General features: G+C 60.9%; 25 protein-coding genes and 3 pseudogenes. 4 read left to right on the top strand and 24 right to left on the bottom strand.

The genetic code is table 11. The annotated features are described in order from the left end of the window. Positions 1-206: 206 nt before the first annotated feature. Positions 207-581, top strand: a complete 375-nt coding sequence (gene acpS, locus G6N73_RS25975; protein WP_165032869.1) for a holo-ACP synthase — start codon at positions 207-209, stop codon at positions 579-581. Here the strand turns inward: acpS and G6N73_RS25970 are convergent. From G6N73_RS25970 to G6N73_RS25945, 6 genes are read right to left on the bottom strand one after another with little or no spacing between them, the layout of a single operon-like run. Further along, positions 495-1,499 carry a nucleoside triphosphate pyrophosphohydrolase family protein gene (locus G6N73_RS25970; protein ID WP_165032868.1) on the bottom strand — a complete coding sequence of 335 codons (1,005 nt, stop codon included), beginning with the start codon at positions 1,497-1,499 and terminating at the stop codon, positions 495-497. The genes acpS and G6N73_RS25970 overlap by 87 nt on opposite strands. A 55-nt stretch (positions 1,500-1,554) precedes the next feature. Continuing rightward, on the bottom strand, positions 1,555-2,748 hold the full coding sequence (locus G6N73_RS25965; RefSeq protein ID WP_343044742.1) for a nucleotide kinase domain-containing protein: 1,194 nt from the start codon (positions 2,746-2,748) through the stop codon (positions 1,555-1,557). A 4-nt stretch (positions 2,749-2,752) separates the two neighbouring features. Then, the gene (locus tag G6N73_RS25960) at positions 2,753-3,586 is read right to left on the bottom strand and encodes a thymidylate synthase family protein (protein WP_165032867.1); all 834 of its coding nucleotides are present in this window, start codon (positions 3,584-3,586) and stop codon (positions 2,753-2,755) included. Continuing rightward, positions 3,579-4,466, bottom strand: coding sequence for an ImmA/IrrE family metallo-endopeptidase (locus G6N73_RS25955; protein WP_165032866.1), 888 nt, complete (start codon positions 4,464-4,466; stop codon positions 3,579-3,581). The genes G6N73_RS25960 and G6N73_RS25955 overlap by 8 nt, the downstream gene beginning before the upstream one ends. 4 nt (positions 4,467-4,470) lie before the next feature. Then, on the bottom strand, positions 4,471-4,833 hold the full coding sequence (locus G6N73_RS25950) for a helix-turn-helix domain-containing protein (protein WP_165032865.1): 363 nt from the start codon (positions 4,831-4,833) through the stop codon (positions 4,471-4,473). Next, positions 4,830-5,138: a hypothetical protein gene (locus G6N73_RS25945; RefSeq protein ID WP_165032864.1), complete on the bottom strand. Its 309-nt coding sequence runs from the start codon at positions 5,136-5,138 to the stop codon at positions 4,830-4,832. The genes G6N73_RS25950 and G6N73_RS25945 overlap by 4 nt, the downstream gene beginning before the upstream one ends. A 282-nt stretch (positions 5,139-5,420) precedes the next feature. On the opposite strand from G6N73_RS25945, the gene G6N73_RS25940 reads away from it, so the two are divergent. Both G6N73_RS25940 and G6N73_RS25935 read left to right on the top strand, forming a co-directional pair. Continuing rightward, positions 5,421-5,924, top strand: coding sequence for a hypothetical protein (locus G6N73_RS25940; protein ID WP_165032863.1), 504 nt, complete (start codon positions 5,421-5,423; stop codon positions 5,922-5,924). A 4-nt stretch (positions 5,925-5,928) separates the two neighbouring features. Further along, complete coding sequence (locus tag G6N73_RS25935) at positions 5,929-6,732, top strand: dCTP deaminase domain-containing protein (protein WP_165032862.1); 804 nt, start codon at positions 5,929-5,931, stop codon at positions 6,730-6,732. A 278-nt stretch (positions 6,733-7,010) separates the two neighbouring features. Here G6N73_RS25935 and rlxS read toward each other — a convergent pair whose 3' ends face one another. From rlxS to G6N73_RS25880, 13 genes are all read right to left on the bottom strand, one after another. Further along, a complete protein-coding gene (gene rlxS, locus G6N73_RS38055; RefSeq protein ID WP_165032861.1) occupies positions 7,011-8,981 on the bottom strand; it encodes a relaxase/mobilization nuclease RlxS in 1,971 nt (656 codons plus the stop codon). A 173-nt stretch (positions 8,982-9,154) separates the two neighbouring features. Next, a complete protein-coding gene (locus G6N73_RS25925; RefSeq protein WP_165032860.1) occupies positions 9,155-9,838 on the bottom strand; it encodes a lytic transglycosylase domain-containing protein in 684 nt (227 codons plus the stop codon). Then, positions 9,826-10,374, bottom strand: a complete 549-nt coding sequence (locus tag G6N73_RS25920; protein ID WP_165032859.1) for a S26 family signal peptidase — start codon at positions 10,372-10,374, stop codon at positions 9,826-9,828. The genes G6N73_RS25925 and G6N73_RS25920 overlap by 13 nt, the downstream gene beginning before the upstream one ends. Continuing rightward, complete coding sequence (locus G6N73_RS25915; RefSeq protein ID WP_165032858.1) at positions 10,371-10,640, bottom strand: helix-turn-helix transcriptional regulator; 270 nt, start codon at positions 10,638-10,640, stop codon at positions 10,371-10,373. Before G6N73_RS25915 ends, G6N73_RS25920 begins: the two co-directional genes overlap by 4 nt. A 167-nt stretch (positions 10,641-10,807) precedes the next feature. After that, on the bottom strand, positions 10,808-11,131 hold the full coding sequence (locus G6N73_RS25910) for a DUF736 domain-containing protein (RefSeq protein ID WP_165032857.1): 324 nt from the start codon (positions 11,129-11,131) through the stop codon (positions 10,808-10,810). Between the two features lie 537 nt (positions 11,132-11,668). Beyond that, positions 11,669-12,106: a hypothetical protein gene (locus G6N73_RS37220; RefSeq protein WP_246252588.1), complete on the bottom strand. Its 438-nt coding sequence runs from the start codon at positions 12,104-12,106 to the stop codon at positions 11,669-11,671. Between the two features lie 128 nt (positions 12,107-12,234). Then, positions 12,235-12,591, bottom strand: a complete 357-nt coding sequence (locus tag G6N73_RS37215) for a hypothetical protein (RefSeq protein WP_246252586.1) — start codon at positions 12,589-12,591, stop codon at positions 12,235-12,237. 193 nt (positions 12,592-12,784) lie between these two features. Continuing rightward, a complete protein-coding gene (locus G6N73_RS37210) occupies positions 12,785-13,375 on the bottom strand; it encodes a ParB/RepB/Spo0J family partition protein (RefSeq protein ID WP_246252585.1) in 591 nt (196 codons plus the stop codon). Between the two features lie 75 nt (positions 13,376-13,450). After that, positions 13,451-13,870, bottom strand: a complete 420-nt coding sequence (locus G6N73_RS25900; RefSeq protein ID WP_165032856.1) for a DUF2958 domain-containing protein — start codon at positions 13,868-13,870, stop codon at positions 13,451-13,453. A 14-nt stretch (positions 13,871-13,884) separates the two neighbouring features. Beyond that, the gene (locus G6N73_RS25895) at positions 13,885-14,088 is read right to left on the bottom strand and encodes a hypothetical protein (RefSeq protein ID WP_165032855.1); all 204 of its coding nucleotides are present in this window, start codon (positions 14,086-14,088) and stop codon (positions 13,885-13,887) included. Continuing rightward, on the bottom strand, positions 14,085-15,047 hold the full coding sequence (locus tag G6N73_RS25890; RefSeq protein WP_165032854.1) for an ArdC family protein: 963 nt from the start codon (positions 15,045-15,047) through the stop codon (positions 14,085-14,087). Before G6N73_RS25890 ends, G6N73_RS25895 begins: the two co-directional genes overlap by 4 nt. A 619-nt stretch (positions 15,048-15,666) precedes the next feature. Continuing rightward, positions 15,667-17,310 carry an MFS transporter gene (locus G6N73_RS25885; RefSeq protein WP_165032853.1) on the bottom strand — a complete coding sequence of 548 codons (1,644 nt, stop codon included), beginning with the start codon at positions 17,308-17,310 and terminating at the stop codon, positions 15,667-15,669. A gap of 770 nt (positions 17,311-18,080) precedes the next feature. Beyond that, positions 18,081-18,314 (bottom strand): helix-turn-helix domain-containing protein, encoded by a 234-nt coding sequence (locus tag G6N73_RS25880; protein WP_165032852.1) that lies wholly within the window; start codon positions 18,312-18,314, stop codon positions 18,081-18,083. Positions 18,315-18,465: 151 nt separating this feature from the next. On the opposite strand from G6N73_RS25880, the pseudogene G6N73_RS25875 reads away from it, so the two are divergent. After that, positions 18,466-18,678, top strand: a pseudogene (locus G6N73_RS25875) (hypothetical protein); the annotation flags it as partial. 25 nt (positions 18,679-18,703) lie between these two features. Here the strand turns inward: G6N73_RS25875 and G6N73_RS25870 are convergent. The 5 genes and pseudogenes from G6N73_RS25870 to G6N73_RS36430 all read right to left on the bottom strand — a co-directional run. Then, positions 18,704-19,138 carry a DNA -binding domain-containing protein gene (locus G6N73_RS25870; protein ID WP_246252583.1) on the bottom strand — a complete coding sequence of 145 codons (435 nt, stop codon included), beginning with the start codon at positions 19,136-19,138 and terminating at the stop codon, positions 18,704-18,706. Further along, positions 19,053-19,508, bottom strand: coding sequence for a transcriptional regulator domain-containing protein (locus tag G6N73_RS38720; RefSeq protein WP_425484141.1), 456 nt, complete (start codon positions 19,506-19,508; stop codon positions 19,053-19,055). Before G6N73_RS38720 ends, G6N73_RS25870 begins: the two co-directional genes overlap by 86 nt. 40 nt (positions 19,509-19,548) lie before the next feature. Continuing rightward, complete coding sequence (locus tag G6N73_RS25865; protein WP_165032851.1) at positions 19,549-20,181, bottom strand: acyl-homoserine-lactone synthase; 633 nt, start codon at positions 20,179-20,181, stop codon at positions 19,549-19,551. A 100-nt stretch (positions 20,182-20,281) separates the two neighbouring features. Then, a pseudogene (locus tag G6N73_RS25860) lies at positions 20,282-21,006 on the bottom strand (LuxR family transcriptional regulator). A gap of 540 nt (positions 21,007-21,546) precedes the next feature. After that, a pseudogene (locus tag G6N73_RS36430) lies at positions 21,547-21,733 on the bottom strand (hypothetical protein); the annotation flags it as partial.

Here is a 21,733-nt window from a genome sequence, read left to right as displayed (position 1 = left end):
ATCGTGATCCTCTGCACCGAACGCGAGCATCGGTATTGACATATTTGATTGCCTCCAGAACAGTGGGATCACCTCCTGCTCGTGCTACGATGTCGGGCGACAGCTAAACAGCGCTTTGATGAACACATGATCGGAGCGCAATTGAGCGGCCTATCCTGAGCGTAGGGCTTTAGGGGGACCGCGCAGATTGTACCACGGAGATCATTTTGTCGGTTCTAGGACATGGAGTTGACCTCGTCGATGTTGGAGAGGTTACAGCTTTGCTGAAACTGTCAGATGACTTTCTCAATCGATCCTTTACAGACATCGAACGTCAGCGTCTGGCCGAAATCGCGGCCAACCCAGAGCGCATCGCAGCGCGATTTGCCGCGAAAGAGGCCGTCCTTAAGGCGCTCGGAAGAGGTTTTGGAAATGGATTTTCATTTCGAGACGTCGAGGTTTTTAACCATGAGTCTGGATCGCCCTTTGTGGTGCTTCACGGCGCAGCACGCGAACTATCCGACAGCCTTGGCGTGAGCAGCTGGTTGGTAAGCCTCAGCCACGACGGCGGAAAAGCAATCGCCAGCGCCATTGCCACCTGAACTAGGAACTTTATGATACTTCTCCGCGCCTGCGGCATCGTCAGGTGCCTCGTAAACGATTAAACCCCCGTCAAGATCGATGCGAACCAGGCCACCGCGATTTGCGATCATCTGCCTCCAAATCTCAAACCCCTTGAAGATCGCAGCCTCCCAGTCAGCGAGAGAGCACCGCCCGACCTCAAGATGACCGACCATGCTCCTAATCGTTTTCAAAAGGCCATAGTCAACCTGATCGATGCCGGCTAGAAAACTATGGTCGCGTGCATAATCAAAAGTCAGAGCCACAACCGCCTCCTCCAAGATTCGCGCACGTCCTCCATCCTCAACCTCGTCAAGCAGTGGTTGGCTCTTTCGTTTGCGCCTCAGAAAAGCCCGCAGATTCGGTGACCAGCCGAGAACGGCTGCATACGACAAGTGGAATACGTCGTGAAATCGATACCCATCGGGATCATAGGCATTGTCGCCAAGCGGCGAGCCGATTCGCTCGCCGTTAACCGATATTTCCACCATCGGACGTCCGTCGATCAGTATTTCTGTGAACAGGACATCCATTTGCCGAGGAAGCCGCTCAGCCTCGATGCAGGCACTATCGAACGCTTGCTTGCGATTATTCGCTGCATCCCAGCGCTCTTGAACCTTGGCGAGATTGAACCTGGCGACATCATCAAGATCGAGATCAAATTTGCTCGCGACATTGGCAAGATACCACAACAGATCGCCCAATTCTTCGCAAACCCGGTTCTTGAATAGCTTATGTGCCTCTCCGTCGCGCAGGTGCTTCTTGTATTCGCTTAGAAGCTGGCCAGCCTCCCCGCCCAACCCGAGCATCGACACGATCAAGGCGTCAGTGCCGTTTTTTCCAGCAGCAGCCGAAACGTCAGTGCGAAGCGCTTCAACCTGATAGGCTCTAAAGTCCATTCTTCGCTCCTGCTTTGTTAATCGTTGGCACGGCGGCCGATTTTTTTCCGTCAGATCATCGGTTGGGCTCGAGAGGGTCATCCGAGGCCTCGTTGGGGAAAGCCCCTGCCTGGATTCGTTCGTTGAGACCCCATTTCGGTGGGTAAAAGAACTCGATTGGCCCAATGGTCTGGCTAAATTTCTGCTTGATGCGCGTGCGCCCGGTCCTTCCGGCAATTTCCGGATGAGCGACGCGCGAGAATTTGTCGATTTCACAAAACAGATTCTGGCAGTCGATAAGCTGCAAACGGCGCCCCCAAAGCGAGGGGAAGTTGATACCTAGTCGCTCGAACTCTTGTTCCTGCTTGTCGGCGACGAATCTAATAAGCTCCGGCTCACTCAACCCGCCGAAGTCGACGAAGCATTTGCGGAGGCCGTCGCGGGCACCTGGACCGGGAACTACGAAATCCATCTCCGAGAAGTTCGTGATCGTGCTGTAGTTGATGTCCGTCGTGAACTGATAAGCGAGGAAATCGCCTATCGTCGGGTAGTCCCGGAAAAGCTCGAAGGCAGACTGCATCGAACTTGTTTCCCCCAATTTTTCGGGAAGTTGGTCCTTCATCATCTTTTCCAGCAACCGGAGATGGTTCTGATGCTTAGATGGAAAGCCGAAGGCAGAACTTCCCGGTGGCATGATGTATGCGGCCGAGTAAATCGTTTCCCCACGCTGCATGGCGCGCCGGAGAACATCGCAATAGCGTTCGAAATTATAGTCAAGATAGAGCACCGACCCCAGCTCGGCCTCAAGCAGTCTCCATGTTTCGATCTTGTTGAAGAGCTTGAATAGGATGATCCGGAAGAACAACTCAGCGTTCGAGCTTGGTAAGTCGTCGCGATAAATGACGTTGCGGATCAAGTACTGACTGACGCGGTCCGACGCACGATAGGCATTGGTGAACTTATAGGTCGATAGTACCGAATTGCGCGTCCAGGGCTGCGGCGTGCGTTTTGCGCGCTTGAAAAAGATATGCTGGCGTTCCGCCGCAAACCGCCAGTAGCTCTCATAGGCGGCCGTTACCTTGAGCGGGCTGAGACGCTGGACGATGATGGTCGGTGCCGATCGACGGTCTTCTTCGCCAAGGGCAGTCGTCCACAGCAGGTTCGTGCAAGCACCGTCGATATTGAGTGGCAGCTGCCCCACCTCTTCGTTCGCCTTGGAGCGAGACGGCGTTAGACGGCGGTTTCTTGGCATTCTGGCGTCACTTTTCACGTTTTCAATTCTCTGCTGGGGCAGGATGCAGATTTTGCCCTACAGTGCCCAATTCCTGTGGTTTGCTGATTGCGGCCTCAGCAGCCGCGATGACGGGTATCAACCCGATGTCCGTCTTGGAGATTCGCTCGAGCTTCGCTACCCCGACCGTGACGTTGAGACGAACAAGCGGGATTTTCAGCTCATGGCCCATGAACTCGCCGAGCTGTTTGAGCCCAAGGTAATTGCCATATGCTTTGTCGAAGATCTGCTGGGTTGCATAGAAGGCATTGAGCACTAGGCCGCTCTTCGTCGGAACGAACGTGACATGCTGGAGGCACGGGAAGCCTAACTGGGCGCTTGGCGTGTGATCACGCTCCGGGTCAAACGTTGTGACCTGCATCATAGAGTCGCGAACTCCACCGCGCCGCTCATACTGCGCGAGCATATATTCTAGCTGATTGCCGTCGCAGGGACCGCGCCCATACATCACCATCCGCTCGAAATACAGACCTCGACCGTTCGCGGTGCGGTTCATCACCTGATAGGCCGGAAAGGCCATCTTGTAGAAACTGAAAAGCTTGGCCCGATCACCCTGCGCCATCTGCCATAGGCGTTCGGGGAAGATCGTGTAAGCGACGTCCTCCACGAAGCACTTCCCCTTGCTCCGCAACAAGGTGTCGAGCGATTTTCGCAGCTTGTCGTCTTCCTCCTCGAATTCGGAAACCGACAAGACAAGCGGGCTGACTTCCTTGCCCCGTCCCTGGGCGATACGAAGCAGAACCCTCGCATAGGCACGCGAAACGCTGGTCTCGTTGACGATGAACGGCTCCATTGCGATGCTGTTCGACTTACTCATCGGTATCCTCCTCGAGATGACGGAACTCGGCCAACCCGACATATTGCTTCCGGGCAATCCGCACGAAGACCGCCCAGCCGGTATTCGGCTGGATGACCCTGACGATGCCAGGATGACGCGCCTCGAAAAGGCGACCTTCGGGCAGATTTTTGACGACGGTGATTGCTTCGTTATCTGGTTCGCAATCGGCGGGTAGAAGAACGCTCATGCCCACTTCGGCATCGACGACCGAGGTGCTCCAGGCATTGTCGACGATTACGAGAGGCTCGGGGGACAATGACCCGAGTAGAACCGCCCGGATCGCCGCAGGCTTGTGCTTCTTCAGGACGGTCGCCCGCGGGCGCGACAGCATGTTCAAGGACTGCGAAAGATGGGTGATCAGCGTCGTGTATCCGACCCCGAATTCGCAGGCGATCTGGAAGATCTGGACGGGTGTCGCCGAATCCGGCTTCCAGCCGCGCTTTGCGAAAGCCTGTCGCATCCCGAGAGTCGGCATCAGGACAAAACCGGCAAAATTATCTGCCAGAAATTCCTTCGGATCCTCCCAAGGATTTTCCTTGGCGTCTTCGCGCAATTCATCGATCGACGAACCATGCCCGAAGACGTGGTGACCGAGCTCGTGGGCGCAATTGAAGGCCCGCCGCGGGAGGGGGCGACGAGCCGAGAGATGTATCCGTGAAGGCGTACCCCGCTGATACATGCCTTCCATGTTGATATTGTTGAAACGCACCTGGACCTTGTGCGTCTTGCAGAGTGCGAAGATGCAGATCGGATTGAAAAGGTCCAGTCCGGCTTTGGTGCGAGCGGCAATCGACGCCGTCATGGCCTGGGTTGCCAAAGCATTGCGATCCGGCATCGTCTTTTCGCTCCTGAGCTTCATGGACTTACTGTTCCTTCGGGTCAGACGTGTCGTCACGCATCGCCGCAATCAGCTTTAGCAGACGCTCAAGATCATCAGGCTTCAATTTAGTCAGCTCGCGCGCCGCGAGTTGCAATCTCGGGTCGGCTGCATCCACCGTGTCGGGGACCTCGCCCATCAGCCAGGCGGCACTCACGTCATAGAGCTCGGCCAATTGCGACAGCTCTTCGGCCGATACGCGCCGGTTGCCGGCCTCAATTTCCGACACGGAGGGGCGATGCAGCCCCAGCAGCTTCGCGACCTGGCCCTGCGAGAGCCCAGCGAGCTTGCGCGCTTCCTTCAGGCGCTCGGCCAACTGCGCGCGTCGTTCTGTCGGTTTGTCGGTCATGCCGCTGCCACCGCCGTCTGAGCATCGAGCTGCTTAATCAGCGTGCAGACCAGCGCAACGGTCTGAGCGATCGTAAATGCCTGCTTTGTGGTATCGTCAACGAAGATGTTTACCTCCGGCGGGATCTCCTTGCCGAGCGCGGCGCCGAGCATACCGGCTGCGACCGGCCAAACCTTACTGTTGAACTTCGGCAACTCCTCCGCCGGCCGGACGGTCGGATCGAGCGTCGGGCAGGCTTCCTGGCTAATAGCCTGGATCGTCGTCAAAACGTCCATCAGATGCTGTTGAACATGGGTCGGGTCCATCTCTTCCTCCGTTTCTTACATATGGTAAGATAATCTTACACAACGCAGAGTCAAGGGCCTGGCTTTTGCCCATCTGCAAAAATACGCAGAGAGGTCGGGAATATCGGGTGACCGGCGCTTTTCTGTGCAATCCTGTCGGGAGAATTGACTTCGCGCATTGCTCAGACCTAAGCCAGGCATGTAGGTTCGCGTCGTTGAACTCTGCTCTGAGGATCGCCAACTAGGTTATGTGACCATAAACCAAGATGTGGGATCCCGCGGAAGGAGATGGAAGTAAGTCGAATGAGCCAGCCATACGATTTTTTGGGGATGCAGCAGGCGCAGTTCCGCCATGATCAACGGAACCATTCTGATGTTATCTGCCTGCCCAAGCCAGATAGGCTCAAGCACTATGGTCTCCACTTTGCCAAATATGTTGGTCGACTAGCGCGCGGCAATTCCGAGCCGAAATCCGCGGATCGAACACTGGTTGACATGACCTTGGTGTGTTTGAGCGTGGCAAATGCTCTACATCAGCGCATTCAAGAGGATATCGAGAGATGTTCGCCGGACCACAATGACCAGGTCGATCCACTTCGTTCGCTGGCCGACGCGGCTGGCCGGTTCGCCGACGCCTGCGAGAAAATCGACCACTTGGAAGACTTTCTGCCGATCGCCCGGCTCGCAAATGCCGACGTCTTGAGCTGGACTTTACGCCAGGCAATGGAGCGCGGGCTCGACCTCAACCAGGCCATCGCTGAGCGCCGTAAGGAACTGGTTGTCCGGCAATTCTACATTGCGGATTGACGCCATGGCATTTTGGAGCAGCCAGACACTCGAAAGCCGCGTCGGTGAACTGGTAGCCGGTGCGGAAGCACCCAAGGTTGACTGCAATTCCATCGAGTTGACGGTTGGACGGGAGGCGTATGTCACGCCCAATCTCACCGACATCTATACCACTACGAAACAGCAGCTGCAGCACGAACAGGCATTTCAAATCCCCCCGGGTCAGTTTGCGTTCCTGCTCACTGAAGAGACCGTCAAAGTCCCTCCGACTGCAATGGCCTTCATTTCCATGAAAGCTACGTTCAAGATGAAGGGCTTAATCAATGTTTCCGGCTTTCACGTAGACCCTGGCTGGGAAGGGCCACTTGTTTTCGCGGTATTCAATGCTGGGCCCGCTCCGGTGCATCTGCAGCGCGGTCTACCGCTTTTCCTGATTTGGTACGCTGATCTCGACCACCCCTCGGAGAAGCGAAAGACCGCGCCTGGTGCAACGACGATACCTCCAACCTTGATCAGCAGCCTTACAGGAGGAAATGACACACTGTACGCACTTGATCAAAGGTTTAAGGAGGGCGTGAAGAAGCTGGAAGAGGAAAACCGAAAGATCGACGGTCGCATCCACGACTTACGGAATGCTCAGACCAGAAACACCGTGATGCTTTCTGTGCTAGCGCCTATTTTGCTCGGACTGGTGGCTCTAGCGTTCAAGGACTCGATAGTATCGATGCTGCCAGCCAGAGCAGCCAACGTGTCGAACAACGACGCGATGCCAGTCAAGCAGCCCGTTGATGCAAACTCCGAAGAACAACTAACTGATCCGTCTAGGTAGCTTGTACGTTTACCAAGGCGGCCGAATGCCGTCGAACCTAAGCCCGCAAACTCCACTCCAACCCGGCATACACCCCGAAATTCTTTCGCGCCAGCCTCACCGCTTACACGAGGTTCAAGTCTCCAGACCGCTCTCGGAAACACGAATGGACGGCAGCTTTCCGGGTGGCGGATGGCACCGCTGAACGTTGGGAACTGGGCGCATTGCGGCCGTCCAATGACGAATATGCGAGATCTGCCTCAGAATGTCCCTCTAAGCAGAGCGCCCTACGACCGTCATCACGAAACGCTGGGTCCGCTTCTCTGCCGCCCGATCGTCCAGGAAATCCCCTCCTCGCGCATAACGCCGGTCACCTGGTTACCAATATGCCGGTCGAGCACCGGCCGCCACGGGACCAGCGTAAACTCGCGCGATTTCTGGATGACGGCGTATTTGCCACTGGCGAGCTCGACCGAGCGGCGGAGCGTGCCCTTCACCCGGTCTCCGGGCCGCGCTTCGGCATAGGACAGACTGAGTTCTTCCGCGAGCTGGCCGGCAACACGGATCAGCTCGCGCTGGCGCAGAACCGCCAGCATGTTTGCGCGGTAGAGGATCCGATCCTGCTCTTCACGCGCGAGCCCTTCTGCAATCAGCCACTGCCGCCGACGGGCCTGTGCCTCTCGCACGTCGCGTCCAAAGCCCGAATCCTGCAAGGGCTCTGGTTTGTCGGAAACCAGCTCGCGATCGATCCAGGTGGCGCCGTCGAAACCGACTTGGCTCTCCAGCTTCAATGAAGAGAGCTTGTCGACCGTGACGGGCACAGCTTTGGCACGCTGACGTTCGTATTCGGCGACACGCTCGAGATGATCCGGTGTGATGATCCAGGTGCCGTCCGGCTCGCGCTCCACGCCGTTGGTCGCGCGGCGGATTGCCTCCAGCCGACGGACATGGGTTTCGGCGAAGCCTTCCGTGGCGGACGGGTCATGCTTCAGATGGGTGTCAATGTTGTAGCGCCCGTCATTGGCGGCAGCGATCTCAACGACGGTGCGGTCAACCTGCCTGGGTTCGGCATTGCTTGGCGTGACCCGTACGATGCAGCCGTCCGGCGTCGGTTCCGTCGCCTCGCCCCTGCCGATATCGATGTAGCGGGTTCTGCCATCCACGCCGTCGACGATGAGATAATGCCGGTCCTTGATCTCATCGGCGAGTCCGCGCGCGACGATGCGGCCGACGACAGGTTGGGCTGGCTCGCCAGATCGATCGTGGATGACGCAGTCGGCGGCACTGCGGACGAGCCCCTTGCCGGTCAGCTCGCGGTGCATGGTCTTGATGATGTCGCCGTGCTCGCCCATGCGGCGCAGCGTGGGCTCGAGATCATCGTTCAGGCGCCAGCGGCCCGGACCGGTCTCCTCGGCGAGACCCATGCGCTCCAGCTTGCGCAGGCGGCCCTGGTGCAGCGTCTGACGAAACGCGTCGCGATCCGCCGGCGAAACAGAGCCATCATCCTCGCGCATGCGCAGCAGCTGCCGGTCTATGCTGGTGAAGCGTTCCTGTTCCATCTCCCGGCGCAGGCGAAGCTCGATCTCACGGTCGGTGCGGGGGCCGAGGTCGAGGCTGACCAGCTCGGCCGCCCGCTCGCGGATGCCAGACGAGATGTACTCGCGGGCGATGACGAGATTCTCGCCGCGGTCATCCTTGCCGCGGACGATGATGTGGGTGTGCGGGTGACCGGTGTTGAAATGATCAACGGCGACCCAGTCGAGCTTGGTGCCGAGATCTTCTTCCATCTGCGCCATGAGGCTCCGGGTCAGCGGCCTGAGGTCGTCATACTGGATGCCGTCTTCCGGCGCGACGATGAAGCGGAACTGGTGGCGGTCGCCGTCGGCCCGACCGACAAATTCCCTGCCGTCCACGCGATCCTTCTCGGCGCTGTAGAGTTCGCCTGGCTCCCCTTCCCGCGTGACACCGTCGCGCTGGATGTAGCGCAGATGGGCGCGGGCCCCGTCCACACCCTTGCCAGACAGCCTGACGAAACGCGCCTTGACCATCACCCGGCGTTGCCGGAAGGCTGCATAGCGGTCCCGCGATCTGAGCAGCGCGGCCGCCGCGCCGCCGCGCCCCGTCCGGCTTCCGGTGAAGCGGCCGCCACGCGGATGCGTACCGCCGGCCCGATTGATCGCCGCCAAAAGCTGGTTGGCGTAGCGCTTGCCGGCTTTCGAGCCACCCGACCGGATTTTGCCGAGCTTCGGCCTGAACTCGTCATCCTTCACGCCAGCCTCCGGATTATCGCAACAGGATCAGTGGGTTGCGCGCTCTAGGCTCTGGCGCGTGCAAGCAGCCTCCGGGAAAAACGATGTGCAGACAGCAACTTAACCGCTTCGTGGAGGCGGTGCCTTTATCTTGCCTTACGCCACCACCCCTCCCCCGGCTCCCCCACACATCGCTAGCGATCCCGCTTCTTCGGCCGAGCGCGATCCGTCGCCAGCGGCACGAAGAGATCGCCGTCCGTTTTACCGGCGCGAACGCCGTCCCGAAGGAAGAACAGAGAGCTTCCGGACGGGGCGTTTCGCCGCTTCGGGGCGTCGGATTCGCCCGTGAACGCGTTCATGTCAGCGGCCGAAATCCCCGCCTCTTCGAGCGCCTTTATGTAGGAAAGCGTCTCCTTCGGGAGCGGTCTGCCCTTTTGCAGATGCTCCTCGTATCGGCCCGGTCCCGCATTGTAGGCGGCGAACAGGCCGGGGAATCCGAAGCGGTCATACATTGCGCGCAGATAGGCTGTTCCGGCCAGAATATTGTCGCGCGGAACGTGCGGATCGGCGCCCAGACCGTGCTCGAAACGCATGTCCCGCCAGGTGCCAGGCATCACTTGCATGAGGCCCATTGCGCCGGCGTGGGATTTGATGGGCCGGCCCTCGAGCATGGTCTCGCCATTGCTCTCGGCGTCCATGACAGCGTAAATCCAGCCTTCGGGAATGCCGAAACGCCCGCTTGCTTCCGATACGAACGCCTGCCATCGTCGAAGCTGCGGTTCACGGGAAATGGCGGCCGGCTCAGCGCCGGTCGAGGCGGAACAGGCGCAAGGGGCTATCGTGATCATGCCCAGCATCAGGAGGGTCACTCGGTCCATAGCGGCACGAGCCTCCCGATGACACTTGCGAGCGGGACCGGCCCGAAATACCGGCTGTCGAAGGAGCCGGTTGCCTCGCCGCCGAGCAGGAAAACCTCGTCACGGCCAAGCCTTCGGCAGCCGTTCCACCATGGCAGTGGCCGGCCTTGGGCGTCGGTCTCGAGGCGGCGGGCGACAATCTCGCCGCCGATGATGATGGCCTCATTGAAGGCGCAGACATGCTCGCCGGACAGCGCGGCAAGGCGCTTCACCAGCGGCACATTGGGGGGCAGATAGCCGCGTTTTTCGGCGAGTTCGGCGACCGCTTCCGGCGGGCGGACGAGCACCAGATCGCCGCGTGCTGGCGCCGCGAAACCGACCCGGTAGAGACCGACCGGCGCGCTCGCCGAGGCATTCCAGACCAGCCAGGGTGACGGTTTGGCTAGCACCGTAAAGCCGATCAGGCCAAGGCCGAGAGTGGCAACAGCGATGGTCCGGCGTGCCCGAAAGCGTTTCAGCCGGCTGCCGATCAGATGAATGAAAGGCCGCCCGCTCATGACCGGCCCCCGTCACCGTCAGAGCCGGAACTGCCCTTATCGTCCTCGGATTTGGAGTGCTGCGAGCGGCCTTTCGACCAGTCGTCGAGCTCATCGATGTGGTAGCGGACATAGCGGCCGTGCTTGCGGTATTTCGGGCCGCCGCCGGCGAGCCGCATCTTTTCCAGGGTGCGCTGGGAGAGGCCGATATAGAAGGCCGCCTGCGCGGTGTTGAGAAACGGACTGCCCTTCTTGGCGCGGGCCGCGCGCTCGTTTTCGTCGTCCATGATGGTCCTCGTGTCGCTCAGGAGAAGCGACGGCGAGGATCGGCGAGCGAGGTCGTTTCCGGGACGGGCGAAGAGTCGGGGGAGAGTTTTCGCCGCCCTTCGGGCGGACCTGCATCGCAGTGCAAGAGCCCCGCGCCGGTTGCGGCGCGGGGCTCGAGTTCGGCCGATCAGTCGACCGGGTTCCAGATGATGGCGTAGGTGTCGTCATCATCCTGGCCGGCAGCGCGGCCGAGATTGGCGTAAAGCTTGCGCGGACCGAACTCGGGGGCGGCGATCGACAGGCTCACATAGTCCTTGCCGGAGGTCTCGCCGGTGCGGATCCAGCCGGCACCCACTTCGACCCCTTGCGTCAGCACCCGGAAGTCCGGATGGTTGTCGGCGCTCTTGGCCTGATTGGGCACGATGTCGATGTCGGCGCGGACGCTGAGCGTCTTGAGCTGGCCCTTGTAGCCGCCGTTTTCCTGCTTGGTGACGTAACCGATCGCGGTCATTTGAAGTCTCCTTTTTGCTGTCGCCGGGGACCATTCCCCTGCGATGGCGGACCGTGATGGGCGCGTCCGGACCGCCCGAACCCGGCAGGGCCGCAGCGGCAGCGAAGGACCCGAGCGGCAGCTTTTTTTGAAGCAAAGCGGCGCGAGGAAGCCGCCGCAGGCGGCGGGGAAAAAAGCTGGTGGCGAGGGTTTCGGGCGGGCCGGAGCCGCCCATAGGTCGACAAGCCAGCCGCAGGGAAATGGTCCTAAAAGACGCATGGAGATAGGTCGCGAGATCGCGAAGGACGCAACAAGCAGACGGCGTGCCGGCGGCCGGGTAAGCGCGCTCAGACGCAGTGCCGGATCGACAAATTGCCCATGCGCCTGCGCCGCCCAAGCAGGCATGCCTGCGTGGTGACCGAGCGCTGACAGCGGCGAGTTTGGCGGCTGGATTTGTCGCGCGAAACGAGGTGCAAGGTCGGCCAACGTGCAGCCGGCGCGGCCCCGGAGAGGCGCCAAGCGGCGGCTATCGACAAGCCGCCGCCCGGCGTGACGGGCTCATTCCGAGACGAGCAGCGACCGCACCTTGGCCCACTGATCGGCGGTTCGGAAGCCGCCGCGATTGGTGTAGCTTTCGACCGGGAATTTCATCCAGCGCGGCAGCCAGTTGTCGATTTTCTGGCGGCCGTTCTCGCCCGCCAGGCAATCGCGGATGATCTTCTTTTGCGTCTTCACCTTCTCCGAAACATTGCCGTCGGCGACATGCTTGCCGGCCACATCGGCGAGTATCAGATTGGCGATTTCCCTGTCGCGCAGGAGATCGAAGAAGGCATCGTCCGGCTGCCAGTACGCGCCAATATCGACATTCAGATGGTTGCCGAGCGCCTCGGTGACGGCGCTGCCGGCTGCAAGCGTCTCGGCCATGACGATGGTCAGAACGCGCATCACATCGGCGTCGGACAGCGCCAGCAAAAGGCCGAAGAAGCGCCGTGGCATAGTCGTCGCCAATGCCGCCGGCGATGGTGCCGTCCTTGTCCGGCGCGCCCAACAGGCCCAAAACCTCGTGCAGTATCTCGGCGAATACGGCTTGAGCCTTGCAGCCGGCAAGGCTCGCGGCAACAGTCTCATTGGCGGCGCGCTGCGGGTCTGGGCGCACCTGCCACAGGGCGGAACCGGTGATGACATGCGCCACCATCAGGCGCAGCGCGACGCCCGGTGGTCGAGCATGGCCGCGCGCACGGCGGCATGGCGATGCAGATTCTACATAGTTCTGCAAGCTCCGGCCGCGACGGCTTGGCGGGTGTGTCGGCTTTTTCGCCCTCGTCTTTTGCGCGGGCGCGGCGGGCTTCCTTGCGCGACAGCCAGCCTTTGTGGCACTCGACCTCGCCGCGATGCGAGACGGTGATGAAGACCTTGCCGCCCTTCTTCTTTGGTGTCTTTTCGTGGTCCCATGAATGGAAATGCTGACCCGATTCCAGCACGACCACTTCGCACCAGCCCGCTTCCAGTAGGAGGCGGCGATCGCCGCGTTCTGCTTTTGCCAGAACAGGTCGGCGTCGGCGAAATAGCTGTCCTCGCCGAACAGGTCGGAGACGATCAGGCCGGGAATAGTCCTCCATGGCAAAAAAGGCGCCACCTTGGTGGAAATCGACTGGTCGCCGAACAGCCATTGCTTCAACTGGAAGCCGCGCGGCGCGTATTGCTCGGGGTCGGCAACAGCTCCAGCCAGTCCTTCTGCTGTGACTTCGAGGCCATGGTGAGATAGCGCGCAGTCTCGGCGTCGATCTCGTCGCGCCGATAGGCCCCGCGGATTTTCGGCAACAGGTCACCAACCGCCAGAACGCGTTTGACCAGAAGCTCGGTGAGGCCGAAGGTTGCGGCGATGTCGGCAATGGTGCGGCCCTGCTTGATCAGCCGCGAAAACGTCTCCCATTGCGATACCTCGTCGGGATCGAGACGGGCGATGTTCTCGATCAGCGAGGCTTCGAGCGCATCGGCGTTGTCGCCGTCCTCCATGATCGTGCATGGCAGGGGATCGGCCTCGCCGCGCTCGTCGGCGACAAACTTCGCCGCGAAATAGCGCCTGCGTCCGGCAACAATTTCGAAGTGTTCAGGCGATCCGTTTGGCCGCACCAGGAGCGGCACAAGGACGCCGCGCGCACGGACGGGGGGCAGGAGGTCGGAAATGTCCGGGGCGCGTTTCGCATGACGCATGTTGACGGCGGAAATGTTCGGCCGGTCGAGTGGAATGTGGGCAAGCTGCATCGTTACTCTCCTTCGTTTCGCGTGGGGTTCCCGCCGCAGAGGCTGCAGGCCGACGCGGCGGGACGGTTTTTGCGCCTATCGACGCGCTGGTGCCGCCGTGTCGGGCGGAAGCTCGCAATGGGCTCTTGAATGGGCGTCTGCTGCCTGTCGCAGAAGCCGCTCGTCTTCAGTGATGTGGCCGGCGCTGCTCGCTGCCTCGGCGTAGACGGAGAGCGGAAACTTCGCCTCGAAATGGACGTCGCGCTCGATGCCGAGGCCAAGCCGCCCCTTGACGCTTTCAAGCTCGGCAAGGCTGACGCTTCCGAGTTCGGGAAAACCGAAACCGAGGTCGCAAAGGCCGAAAAGCGTGTCGCCGTCGTCGTCGAGTTCGGTCAGAAGCCAGGTCGCCGGCCCGGTCGGATCGAACAGTTTCACGACCGGAACATGGTCGGTTTCGGTTTCCGTAGCGCCGTTGGCGAGAAGCCGGGCGCACAGTTCATCGGTGATCAGGATCATGGCAAAACTCCTCGTCAGAACAGGTCGAATTGGTTGCGCGCGGCGCCATCAAAGAGCCCGATGTCGAGTGGCTTCTGCGCCGCGCGCGGGCGCAAGGGCGTGCCCATCCGAAGGACGAGCCGGTCGCACACGGTGATCGGGCACACACCAGGAATGAGCGTCTGCTCGCCTTCCAGCGTCGCCTCGGTCTGCAGTGTTCGGGGATCGCGCGAGCTCATGCCGCGATCTCCTCAGGGACCGTGCCTTCGGCATTGGCGTTACGGCCAAGCAGGAAATCGGCGGCCTTCGAGGCGTGGCTGGCGGCGCGGAAGATGGCGCGATTGTCCTCGCGCAAAACCTTCAGCCATGAGCCGATGTAATCGGCATGGCGCACGGTCGGCTCGATGCCGAGCGCGGAGCAGACAAAGGCTGCGGCGATCTCGGCGACCAGTTCCTCGCGGGCATAGGCCTTGGAGCCGAAGGAGCCGGAGAGGTCACGGGCAAGCCGGCTCGGGTGTCCGGTCCAGTGGCCAAGCTCGTGAAAGCAGGTGCGGTAATAGTCGATCTGGTGAAAGAAAGCCGGCTGCGGCGGCACTTGGATGTAGTCGCCGCTCGGCATGTAAAAAGCGCGATCGCCGCCGATCCGGAAATCCGCGCCGCTTGAGCGAATGAGCGCATCGGCCTGCGGGATGATCTCGCGCTCGGGCAGCGGCCCGGCGGCGGTATGGAGGTGCTCCGGCAGGCCGTCGCATTGCGCGACGTTGAAGACGGTGAAGCGCTTCAAATAGGGCACGGCCTGCGGTTCGTCGCCCTCGGCCTTGGCGCGCTCCTTCTCGTCTTTCGGGATGAAGCGGTCGGCATGCACGATGGTCGTGCCGCGCTCGCCCTTCCTGACATTGCCGCCGAGGGAAAGCGCCTGCCGGAAGGTCAGCCAGTTCTGGCTGGGGTAACCGCGCTCGATGACCGCGCCCCACAGGATCAGGATATTGATGCCGGAATAGAAGCGCCCGGTGGCCGCATTCTTCGGCAGTCCAAGGTCAGCCTTCGCCCTGCCCCACGGCTTGACCCACGGCACGGTGCCGCGCTCCAGTTCGGCAATGATGCGGTCGGTGATCTCCTGATAGAGGCTCGCGCTCGGGCGCCCGCCCTTCCTTGCGCCAGCCTTGCCACGGGCAGAACGCTTATCGGTTGCATGCATCGTTTGTCCTCCGCTCCAAATCTCCCGCACCTTTCCCCGGAAGCGGGGTGGGCGGCGAGACGCGACCGGAACGGCCCGCCGTCGAAGGCGGACCGCATCCGAAGGACCGGAACGAAGAGGAGGACCCGGAGCGCGAGCGGAGGGTTGCGGGCTGCCGCGGCGGGCCTAGAAGGGAGAGCCGCCCACCCCGCGCCGCCGGGAAAGGCCAACACAACAACCGCGCCGGCCAACTGGCCGGCGACCGTCAGCAGCCGAGAGGCTGCCTCACGCCAGGGGGCGAAGCCGAATGGCCGAGACTGCCTGAGCCTGGCGAAGAAAAGCGGGCTCGGTTGACGAGCACCCGGCGCGCGCCACAGGGGCGCGGGCGCCATTCAGCTGCAGCTCAAACTCGCCAACGATCAGTTCAGACAACCGGACCCGCGAATACTGCTTCTATTTCTGCGGCCGCCTGATCAGATCGCCGGGATCAGCATTCAGTGCCGCCCGCTCTCAGATGAGCAGGGCTACGATCCTGCTTTGCAGAACCAAAACAACTGCAGAGGGCGCAACGCGACACCCTCTCCTCTGGTAAGCCCGGCGTTATCGCGCCTGCTCTTCGGTTGGCAGCTTCACCATGACGTCACCTCGGAGGACGAGAAACGAATGTTGAGGCACGGCTACGAGCTGCCTCGGTCGTTCGTTCGATCGAAAGCTCCGTGTGTGGAGGAAGCTCGCCGTCATGCAAGGCGAGAAGGTGCTGGCCTATTTCCTTGTCCGCTGCCGTGAGCCGATGGTTCAGGCGAAGGAAATCCATCCAGGTTGGCGTGCGGAACGTCTCTGTCCAAAGTGAAGGCGTCTGCAGGTTGCGCTGAAGCGTCCAGTTTCGTGCGCCGGCACGGCTAAAAGCGTGGCGCTTTGCACGTATGCAGGCGAGAAAGGCGTCGGTATTCTTTTCGGATATGGAATAGTCGACCTTGGCAACGATTGGGCCACTTCTGGGCTTCAGATCGAGTGCCAGCTCCGGAGCGCGAAAGTCCGAACTTTCCTGGTCCGTTTCTTCCCATGGACGTATCGGCAACACTATTCCCGCTGCTGCAACCAGCAAGAGAGCCCCCGCGGCGCCCTCCAAAGCCGAGGTCAAGGAGTAGTTCTGCGCAACAGAACCCCAAATCCAGCTGCCGGCAGCCATACCGCCAGCGCTCAAGGCGTAGTAGATCGACAGCGTTCGGCCGACCACCCACCGTGGGCTTGCCAGCTGCACCGACACGTCAATGCCGGTCCAGGTGATGAGCCAACCCGCGCCGCCGAGCGCCAGCGCAATGGCCGCCACAGGGACCGACGATGTAAGTGCAAGCGAAAGGCAACATGCTGCACAAGCGACAGAGGCGAACGCCACCAGCCTGTTTTGAGACGTGATCCGCCTGAGCAAGCCGTTGCTCATGCCCGCAATGAAAGCACCTATGCCGAAACCGGCCAACAAAATGCCGTACACGATCGGGCCGCTCTCCAACTGATCCCGGACGACGAGCGGGAGCAGCGCGAGGATCGCAATGCTGGCCAAGCCGAAAAGGGTCGCCCGGGCGACTGCCGCCCTGATCTCCAAGGACATTACAGTGAAGCGGACACCGTCATGAACTGCCGTCGCCATTCTCTCGCGCGGGAGAGGCGAAGAGCGAACTTTCCATTTGGTGCGCCATATTGCGCCTAGAGGCGCCAGATCGCTCAGCGCGGCCAAGGCGAAAGCGGCAAGCGGTCCAAAGAAGGCCAGGATCACTCCCCCCAAAGCAGGACCAACGCTGCGCACAATATTGTATCCGACAGACATTAGCGTCACCGCAGCCGGAATGTCGCGCTTTTCGAGGATATCGCCAACGGAAGCATGCCAGGCCGGATCATTCAAAGCGAAGCCACAGCCAGCCAGGAAACCCAGTCCGAGTATCAGCCAAGGATGGACAAATCCCAGACCCACAGAAATCATCAGAGTCGTTGATGCCGATGCTATCAGGCAGTGCCCCGCAAACATCACCCATCGGCGGCTGAAATTATCCGCGATGGCGCCGGCCAGAATTGAGAGGAAGAACACCGGCAATGTGGATGCAGCCTGCACGAGTGCGACCATCAGGTCGGAAGCCGAAATGGTGGCCATCAGCCAACTGATGGCGACTGTTTGCACGAGCCATCCCAGGCTGGATATTTGCGTGACAGTCCAGATCGAACGAAATACCTGGTTTCGAAGCGGGGCAAGCGTCGTTGGAGCGGACGGATGAGGATCTTCGCGCAGCATTTCGGTTTTTACCCCTCGACCATCTTATCATTTGAAGCGAGGCTGCCACTACTGCCGTCTGTAAATTTGGGTGTGGCCCCGTAGCGAATAGACGTGGCAGTTAGCGTACTTTTTCTTCAGACTAGTACGCTCGCCTCTGGGAAACGTAGGCACGGGCGGGGTACGACTTACGGACTTCCCCGGTGTGGCCTTCAATCAAAATGGCCGTGCTTGCCCTGTATTCGCGTCCGTCATTTGACGTCGCTTCAACAAAATGCATTCGCAGACCGCGTATTTGTGCATCAAAAGTCAAAGCTTCTTGAAACACGGCGGTCATAATTCGTTCTGCTTGATCCAAACGCGTCGAGCACAAGCGGTGGATAGGAAGCCCGGCTCCGCCCGCCCCCAACGGGAGCGCATTACGGTCCGGGCAGAACGCTTTTAGGTTGCACGCATCGTTTCGTCCTTCTCCGATCGCGCGCCTTTCCCCGGAAGCGAGGTGGCGGCGAGACCAACCGGAAAGGCCCGCCGTCGAAGGCGGACCGCGTCGGATAGGACCGGAACGAAGAGGAGGACCCGAAGCGCAAGCGAAGGGTTGCGGGATGCCGCGGCGGGCCTAGAAGGGAGTGCCGCCCACCCCGCGCCACCGGGAAAGGCCGGCGGCCATCAGCAGCCGACAGGCTGTCCGCGCCAGGGGCGAAGCCGGATGGCTGAGACCGCCTGAGCTGCCGAAGAAAAGCGGGCTCGGGTCACGAGCACCCGGCGCGCGCCATCAGGCGCGCGGGCGCCTACTACGAGCGGAGACTGGACAGAATCTTGCACGGATCGGCGTCAAGCGCCGTAGTTACGTCGAGAAACTCAATGAGGTCGAGACGCCGCTCTCCACCCTCGTATTTGGCCACGAAGGATTGCGGACGACCAAGTTTCTCAGCCACCTGGGCCTGGGTCAGGCCCTTGGCCTTGCGCAGCGAAATTAGCTCGGCCAGGAACCGCTGGTGGCGGGGTGATCGGAGAGATTTGGGCATGTGGCGAACCGGTCAGGAAAGGACCGGCTCAGCGACTAATCCCGGTTTCGGATTATCCCAGTTTGGGATATGATGCGTTTTTCTCCAGCACAGAACAGGCGAGGCTCGCAGCAGACATGAATCGACCGATCGAAACCGGTGAGATCAAAGCCTCACGGCCTACGACAAGGAGCACTTCACGACCTACATGAGACTCCTGGACGCTTCAGCCGATGATGCGAGCGAGGAAGAGATGGCGCATCTGATCCTCGGCATTGATCCGGCACACGAACCGGAGCGCGCCCGTAAGGCTCTTCGCAGTCATCTCGACCGTGCGAATTGGATGGTGATCGCTGGCTACAAAGACTGTTCGCCAGCTGACTAATCACGTGCGCGTTCCGTTGGGCTTTTCAAGCAAGGAAGTCCTTGTACCCGCCATTCATGAGCGCGTGGCCGCGCCGAATGGCGCGGCGGATGCGGTCACGCAGATGATCGCGAGGATCTTTCCAGTCGGCCTGGATCCGTGGTTCGCCGATCAGCGCTTGGGCGATTTCCCGGTGCGAAGCCCCCGAACGCGAACCGTCGAGCGCCTGAAGGACGAAGCGGAGGCGGCGACCGCGCGCTTCCGGCGGAAACAGCGTTTTCGGCAGTCGTCCGTGCGCCGTCAGACTGTTGATACACTCAAGTGCCCACAGCCGACGCTTCAACTGCTCAGTGGGCCAGATTGCGTCGATATGGAGTCGGACGGGCAGCAAAACGCTAGCGCCAGACACGACAAGCTGGAGATGCCGGTCGGCACGCCGCAACAGAACATGTTGGCGACCGTCGCCCGCCAGCAGGACCATTGCACGGCATGGCAGCGCCCTCAGATCGAACGGGGGCGCCGCCGTTAAGGACACCCGTTCCGCGACAGCCGGCAAGACGTATGGGCACCGGTGTGGACACCAGAATACGGCTGCATCGCGCCCGAGAGAGTCCGCGAAACAGAACGCCCCAGCGCGCCAGGTCGACGCGCGACGCAATGATGTCGAGCGGTGTCCGATTTTCCAGCCATTCGGCCCGCTCCAGTGCATGGGCCAAATCATGCCGGAATGCCGGATTGCGCCGCAAGAACTCCCAGGCCCAGTGTCGCCGGGTCAAATGAGCGGTGTAGTCGTACGAGTTCTTGTCCCACCAATCCGGCCAGTCGGCGGCGGTGCCTTCTGCCGGGCTCATGATCCACCCCCGCGTTGAGCACGGAGGCGACGACCAGACATCACGCGGCCCTGCAGGCCACCGGCGCCCACAGCACCGGGCCATGAAAACCGCCGTTTTGTCGAACGGCGTCCAGCCTCCCGGTGGAGACGTTGAGATATCCGGCCACGGCGCGGGTCGTGCCGATTGAGTGGGGGTCGCCGATCCGCGCAAGCGGCCAGCCGGCACGGCGAAGGATGCGCTCCATGCGCAGATCGGTGACGGTGACAATTCGGCTGAGGCAGCGGGACAGGCCGAACTCCATTATGCCGGCGAACAGTTCGTAAGTGCCGACAGCAATCCCGCCAGCTCCTTTCGGAGCCGATGGCGGAAGATCAAGGGCGAAACGGCTGCTTTCCCAGACGCTCGGTTCCTCCGGCGCCGTCTTCCCGTCCAACAGCACCGGAAAAGTGTCGCGAAGCATGGTCGGCCCGTTCGACGGAAGCAGTCGGACACACCCATCGACGCGACCGTCGCAACCGCGCAAGATCAGATAATGCGGCTTGAGCACGTCAAAGGAATCGATCTCGTACCCGCCATTCGTCCGCACGTCCCAGTCGAGCCGCTCCTTGAATACGCGGTAGCGCAGTCGGTGCATTTCGTGAAGTTCGTCGGCGAAGTCGCCATACCAATCGGGTGCAATAAGCTGGATCATCAGGGCCTCCGGGCAGAAGTTTCCCTGCCATTGGAGGCGAATGCGCCAGCCGAAACAGCCTGTGCACATGCACAGGGGGACCAAAGACGAATTCAGTTTCTCAGAGAATGGAACGTCGTGAGGAGGCCAGCAGGGCTACGGCCTGATTTTTGGTGCGCACGCCGAGCTTCTTCTTGGCATTGTCCAGATGGAAAGCGGCGGTGCGCCGCTTGATGCCCAAGATGTAGGCGATATCCCAGGCGAACTTGCCGCGTGCGGCCCATTGCAGACACTCATATTCACGGGCCGTCAGCGAAACGCCGTCCACGGTTCGATTGCCAGACAGCTTGCGACGACGTTGACGTGAAAGCAGGTCGCCATAAGCTGAAGAGCTTGTTCATACCGTTCAGCGACCCGGAGAAATGTCGGATTGGGCTCATCAGCGGCAAAAGTAACCGCGGCAATGTAGCCGCGGCGATCGACAATCGGGATCGTCAAACCACAGCGGATGCTGAACTCGGCCGCTTCTTCGAACAGCCTCTGCTGAACCTGTGATGTCGCAAAGCCGCGCATATCCGATCCCCACCGAAACGGGCATCCGCCATAACGTGCGCGAATAATGACCGGATCGACGTTCTGGTACCGGTTTTGCAGATAGTGCGCGGTCCAGAGATCCGGATAATTCGAGATCAGCCTGGGCTCCGCCGAACGCTGCTGAGATAAGGACAGATAGGCAAAGGTGATCAGCTCGAGTCCTGCGGCCGCACCAGCCATGGCTGCGCGGAATTCCGCCTCATCGACGCTTTCCGACAGCTGTTCCAGAAATTTCTCAAAAACAACTTGCATGTCCTTCGTCATGCCTTGAACTCAATGCCTTGATTTTCTGCACTACGAGCCGCCCCGACGTGTGGGCGCGACGGTCAGTCTCCTGGCATGAGCGCAGCCAATCTCGCGGGCATTGGCAGGCAGCGATGACCGTCTGCACAAGATGCCGCGGCTTTTGCACGACCTCCGCGCCGGCCGTCGTCAACCGCTCGCCACCGCCATTCTGTTCGAACGGCGAACTGCGAGACGGTGCTCCAAGTGCGAATGCTGGATCCGAAGCACTTCGGCCGCGCGCCGGAAGCTGCCGTGCGGGGCGGCAGCAGCTTCGTAGCGGAGATGCAGAAGCTCGGTGTACCATTCGGATTTACGGATCATTCTCCTTCTCAAGCTTCGATCGGATGCGCTGCAAGTACTCCCATCCAGCGCCTTGAAAACTGCACCCCGCCGGTAGGGAGGAACACCGGCAGTGCGCGCGGCGCGAAAGTCGCAGTCGCGTGACGACCGTACAGCGGCGGCAGTTTTTTGCTTTACGCAGCGAGCCTCTTCCCCATTGAGTTTCGATCAAAACACTTCATCGTCGAACGCCATTATCGACGGCCGCTGGCCAGGGTCGCTTGGAACAAGCCACTGGTTTGAAGTAACAGGCGACGTCTTTGCTCCGGACCAACGTCGATAGCTCTCGATAATCAGCTCGAAGATTGTCGCGTGGTGGACAAGGCGGTCGACCGCGGCGAGCGTCATGGCGGGG

The sequence above is a fragment of the Allomesorhizobium camelthorni genome, from assembly GCF_011045125.1.
Lineage (GTDB): Bacteria > Pseudomonadota > Alphaproteobacteria > Rhizobiales > Rhizobiaceae > Allomesorhizobium > Allomesorhizobium camelthorni.
This window is presented reverse-complemented; position numbering and strand designations above follow the sequence as displayed.

Bases quoted from the DNA above. Each gene is read 5' to 3' on its own strand.
- G6N73_RS25865 (WP_165032851.1), bottom strand. From the start codon at position 20,181: ATGATCCAGCTTATTGCACCCGATTGGTATGGCGACTTCGCCGACGAA.
- G6N73_RS25955 (WP_165032866.1), bottom strand. From the start codon at position 4,466: ATGAAGCTCAGGAGCGAAAAGACGATGCCGGATCGCAATGCTTTGGCA.
- G6N73_RS37210 (WP_246252585.1), bottom strand. From the start codon at position 13,375: ATGCAGCTTGCCCACATTCCACTCGACCGGCCGAACATTTCCGCCGTC.
- G6N73_RS25895 (WP_165032855.1), bottom strand. From the start codon at position 14,088: ATGAGCTCGCGCGATCCCCGAACACTGCAGACCGAGGCGACGCTGGAA.
- G6N73_RS25915 (WP_165032858.1), bottom strand. From the start codon at position 10,640: ATGGACGACGAAAACGAGCGCGCGGCCCGCGCCAAGAAGGGCAGTCCG.
- G6N73_RS25885 (WP_165032853.1), bottom strand. From the start codon at position 17,310: ATGCTGCGCGAAGATCCTCATCCGTCCGCTCCAACGACGCTTGCCCCG.
- G6N73_RS25950 (WP_165032865.1), bottom strand. From the start codon at position 4,833: ATGACCGACAAACCGACAGAACGACGCGCGCAGTTGGCCGAGCGCCTG.
- G6N73_RS37220 (WP_246252588.1), bottom strand. From the start codon at position 12,106: ATGCCACGGCGCTTCTTCGGCCTTTTGCTGGCGCTGTCCGACGCCGAT.
- G6N73_RS25970 (WP_165032868.1), bottom strand. From the start codon at position 1,499: ATGGACTTTAGAGCCTATCAGGTTGAAGCGCTTCGCACTGACGTTTCG.
- G6N73_RS25890 (WP_165032854.1), bottom strand. From the start codon at position 15,047: ATGCATGCAACCGATAAGCGTTCTGCCCGTGGCAAGGCTGGCGCAAGG.
- G6N73_RS25900 (WP_165032856.1), bottom strand. From the start codon at position 13,870: ATGATCCTGATCACCGATGAACTGTGCGCCCGGCTTCTCGCCAACGGC.
- G6N73_RS25940 (WP_165032863.1), top strand. From the start codon at position 5,421: ATGAGCCAGCCATACGATTTTTTGGGGATGCAGCAGGCGCAGTTCCGC.
- G6N73_RS25910 (WP_165032857.1), bottom strand. From the start codon at position 11,131: ATGACCGCGATCGGTTACGTCACCAAGCAGGAAAACGGCGGCTACAAG.
- G6N73_RS25935 (WP_165032862.1), top strand. From the start codon at position 5,929: ATGGCATTTTGGAGCAGCCAGACACTCGAAAGCCGCGTCGGTGAACTG.
- G6N73_RS25880 (WP_165032852.1), bottom strand. From the start codon at position 18,314: ATGCCCAAATCTCTCCGATCACCCCGCCACCAGCGGTTCCTGGCCGAG.
- G6N73_RS25925 (WP_165032860.1), bottom strand. From the start codon at position 9,838: ATGGACCGAGTGACCCTCCTGATGCTGGGCATGATCACGATAGCCCCT.
- G6N73_RS25870 (WP_246252583.1), bottom strand. From the start codon at position 19,138: ATGGTCCTGCTGGCGGGCGACGGTCGCCAACATGTTCTGTTGCGGCGT.
- G6N73_RS25960 (WP_165032867.1), bottom strand. From the start codon at position 3,586: ATGAGTAAGTCGAACAGCATCGCAATGGAGCCGTTCATCGTCAACGAG.
- G6N73_RS38720 (WP_425484141.1), bottom strand. From the start codon at position 19,508: ATGAGCCCGGCAGAAGGCACCGCCGCCGACTGGCCGGATTGGTGGGAC.
- G6N73_RS25945 (WP_165032864.1), bottom strand. From the start codon at position 5,138: ATGGACCCGACCCATGTTCAACAGCATCTGATGGACGTTTTGACGACG.
- G6N73_RS25920 (WP_165032859.1), bottom strand. From the start codon at position 10,374: ATGAGCGGGCGGCCTTTCATTCATCTGATCGGCAGCCGGCTGAAACGC.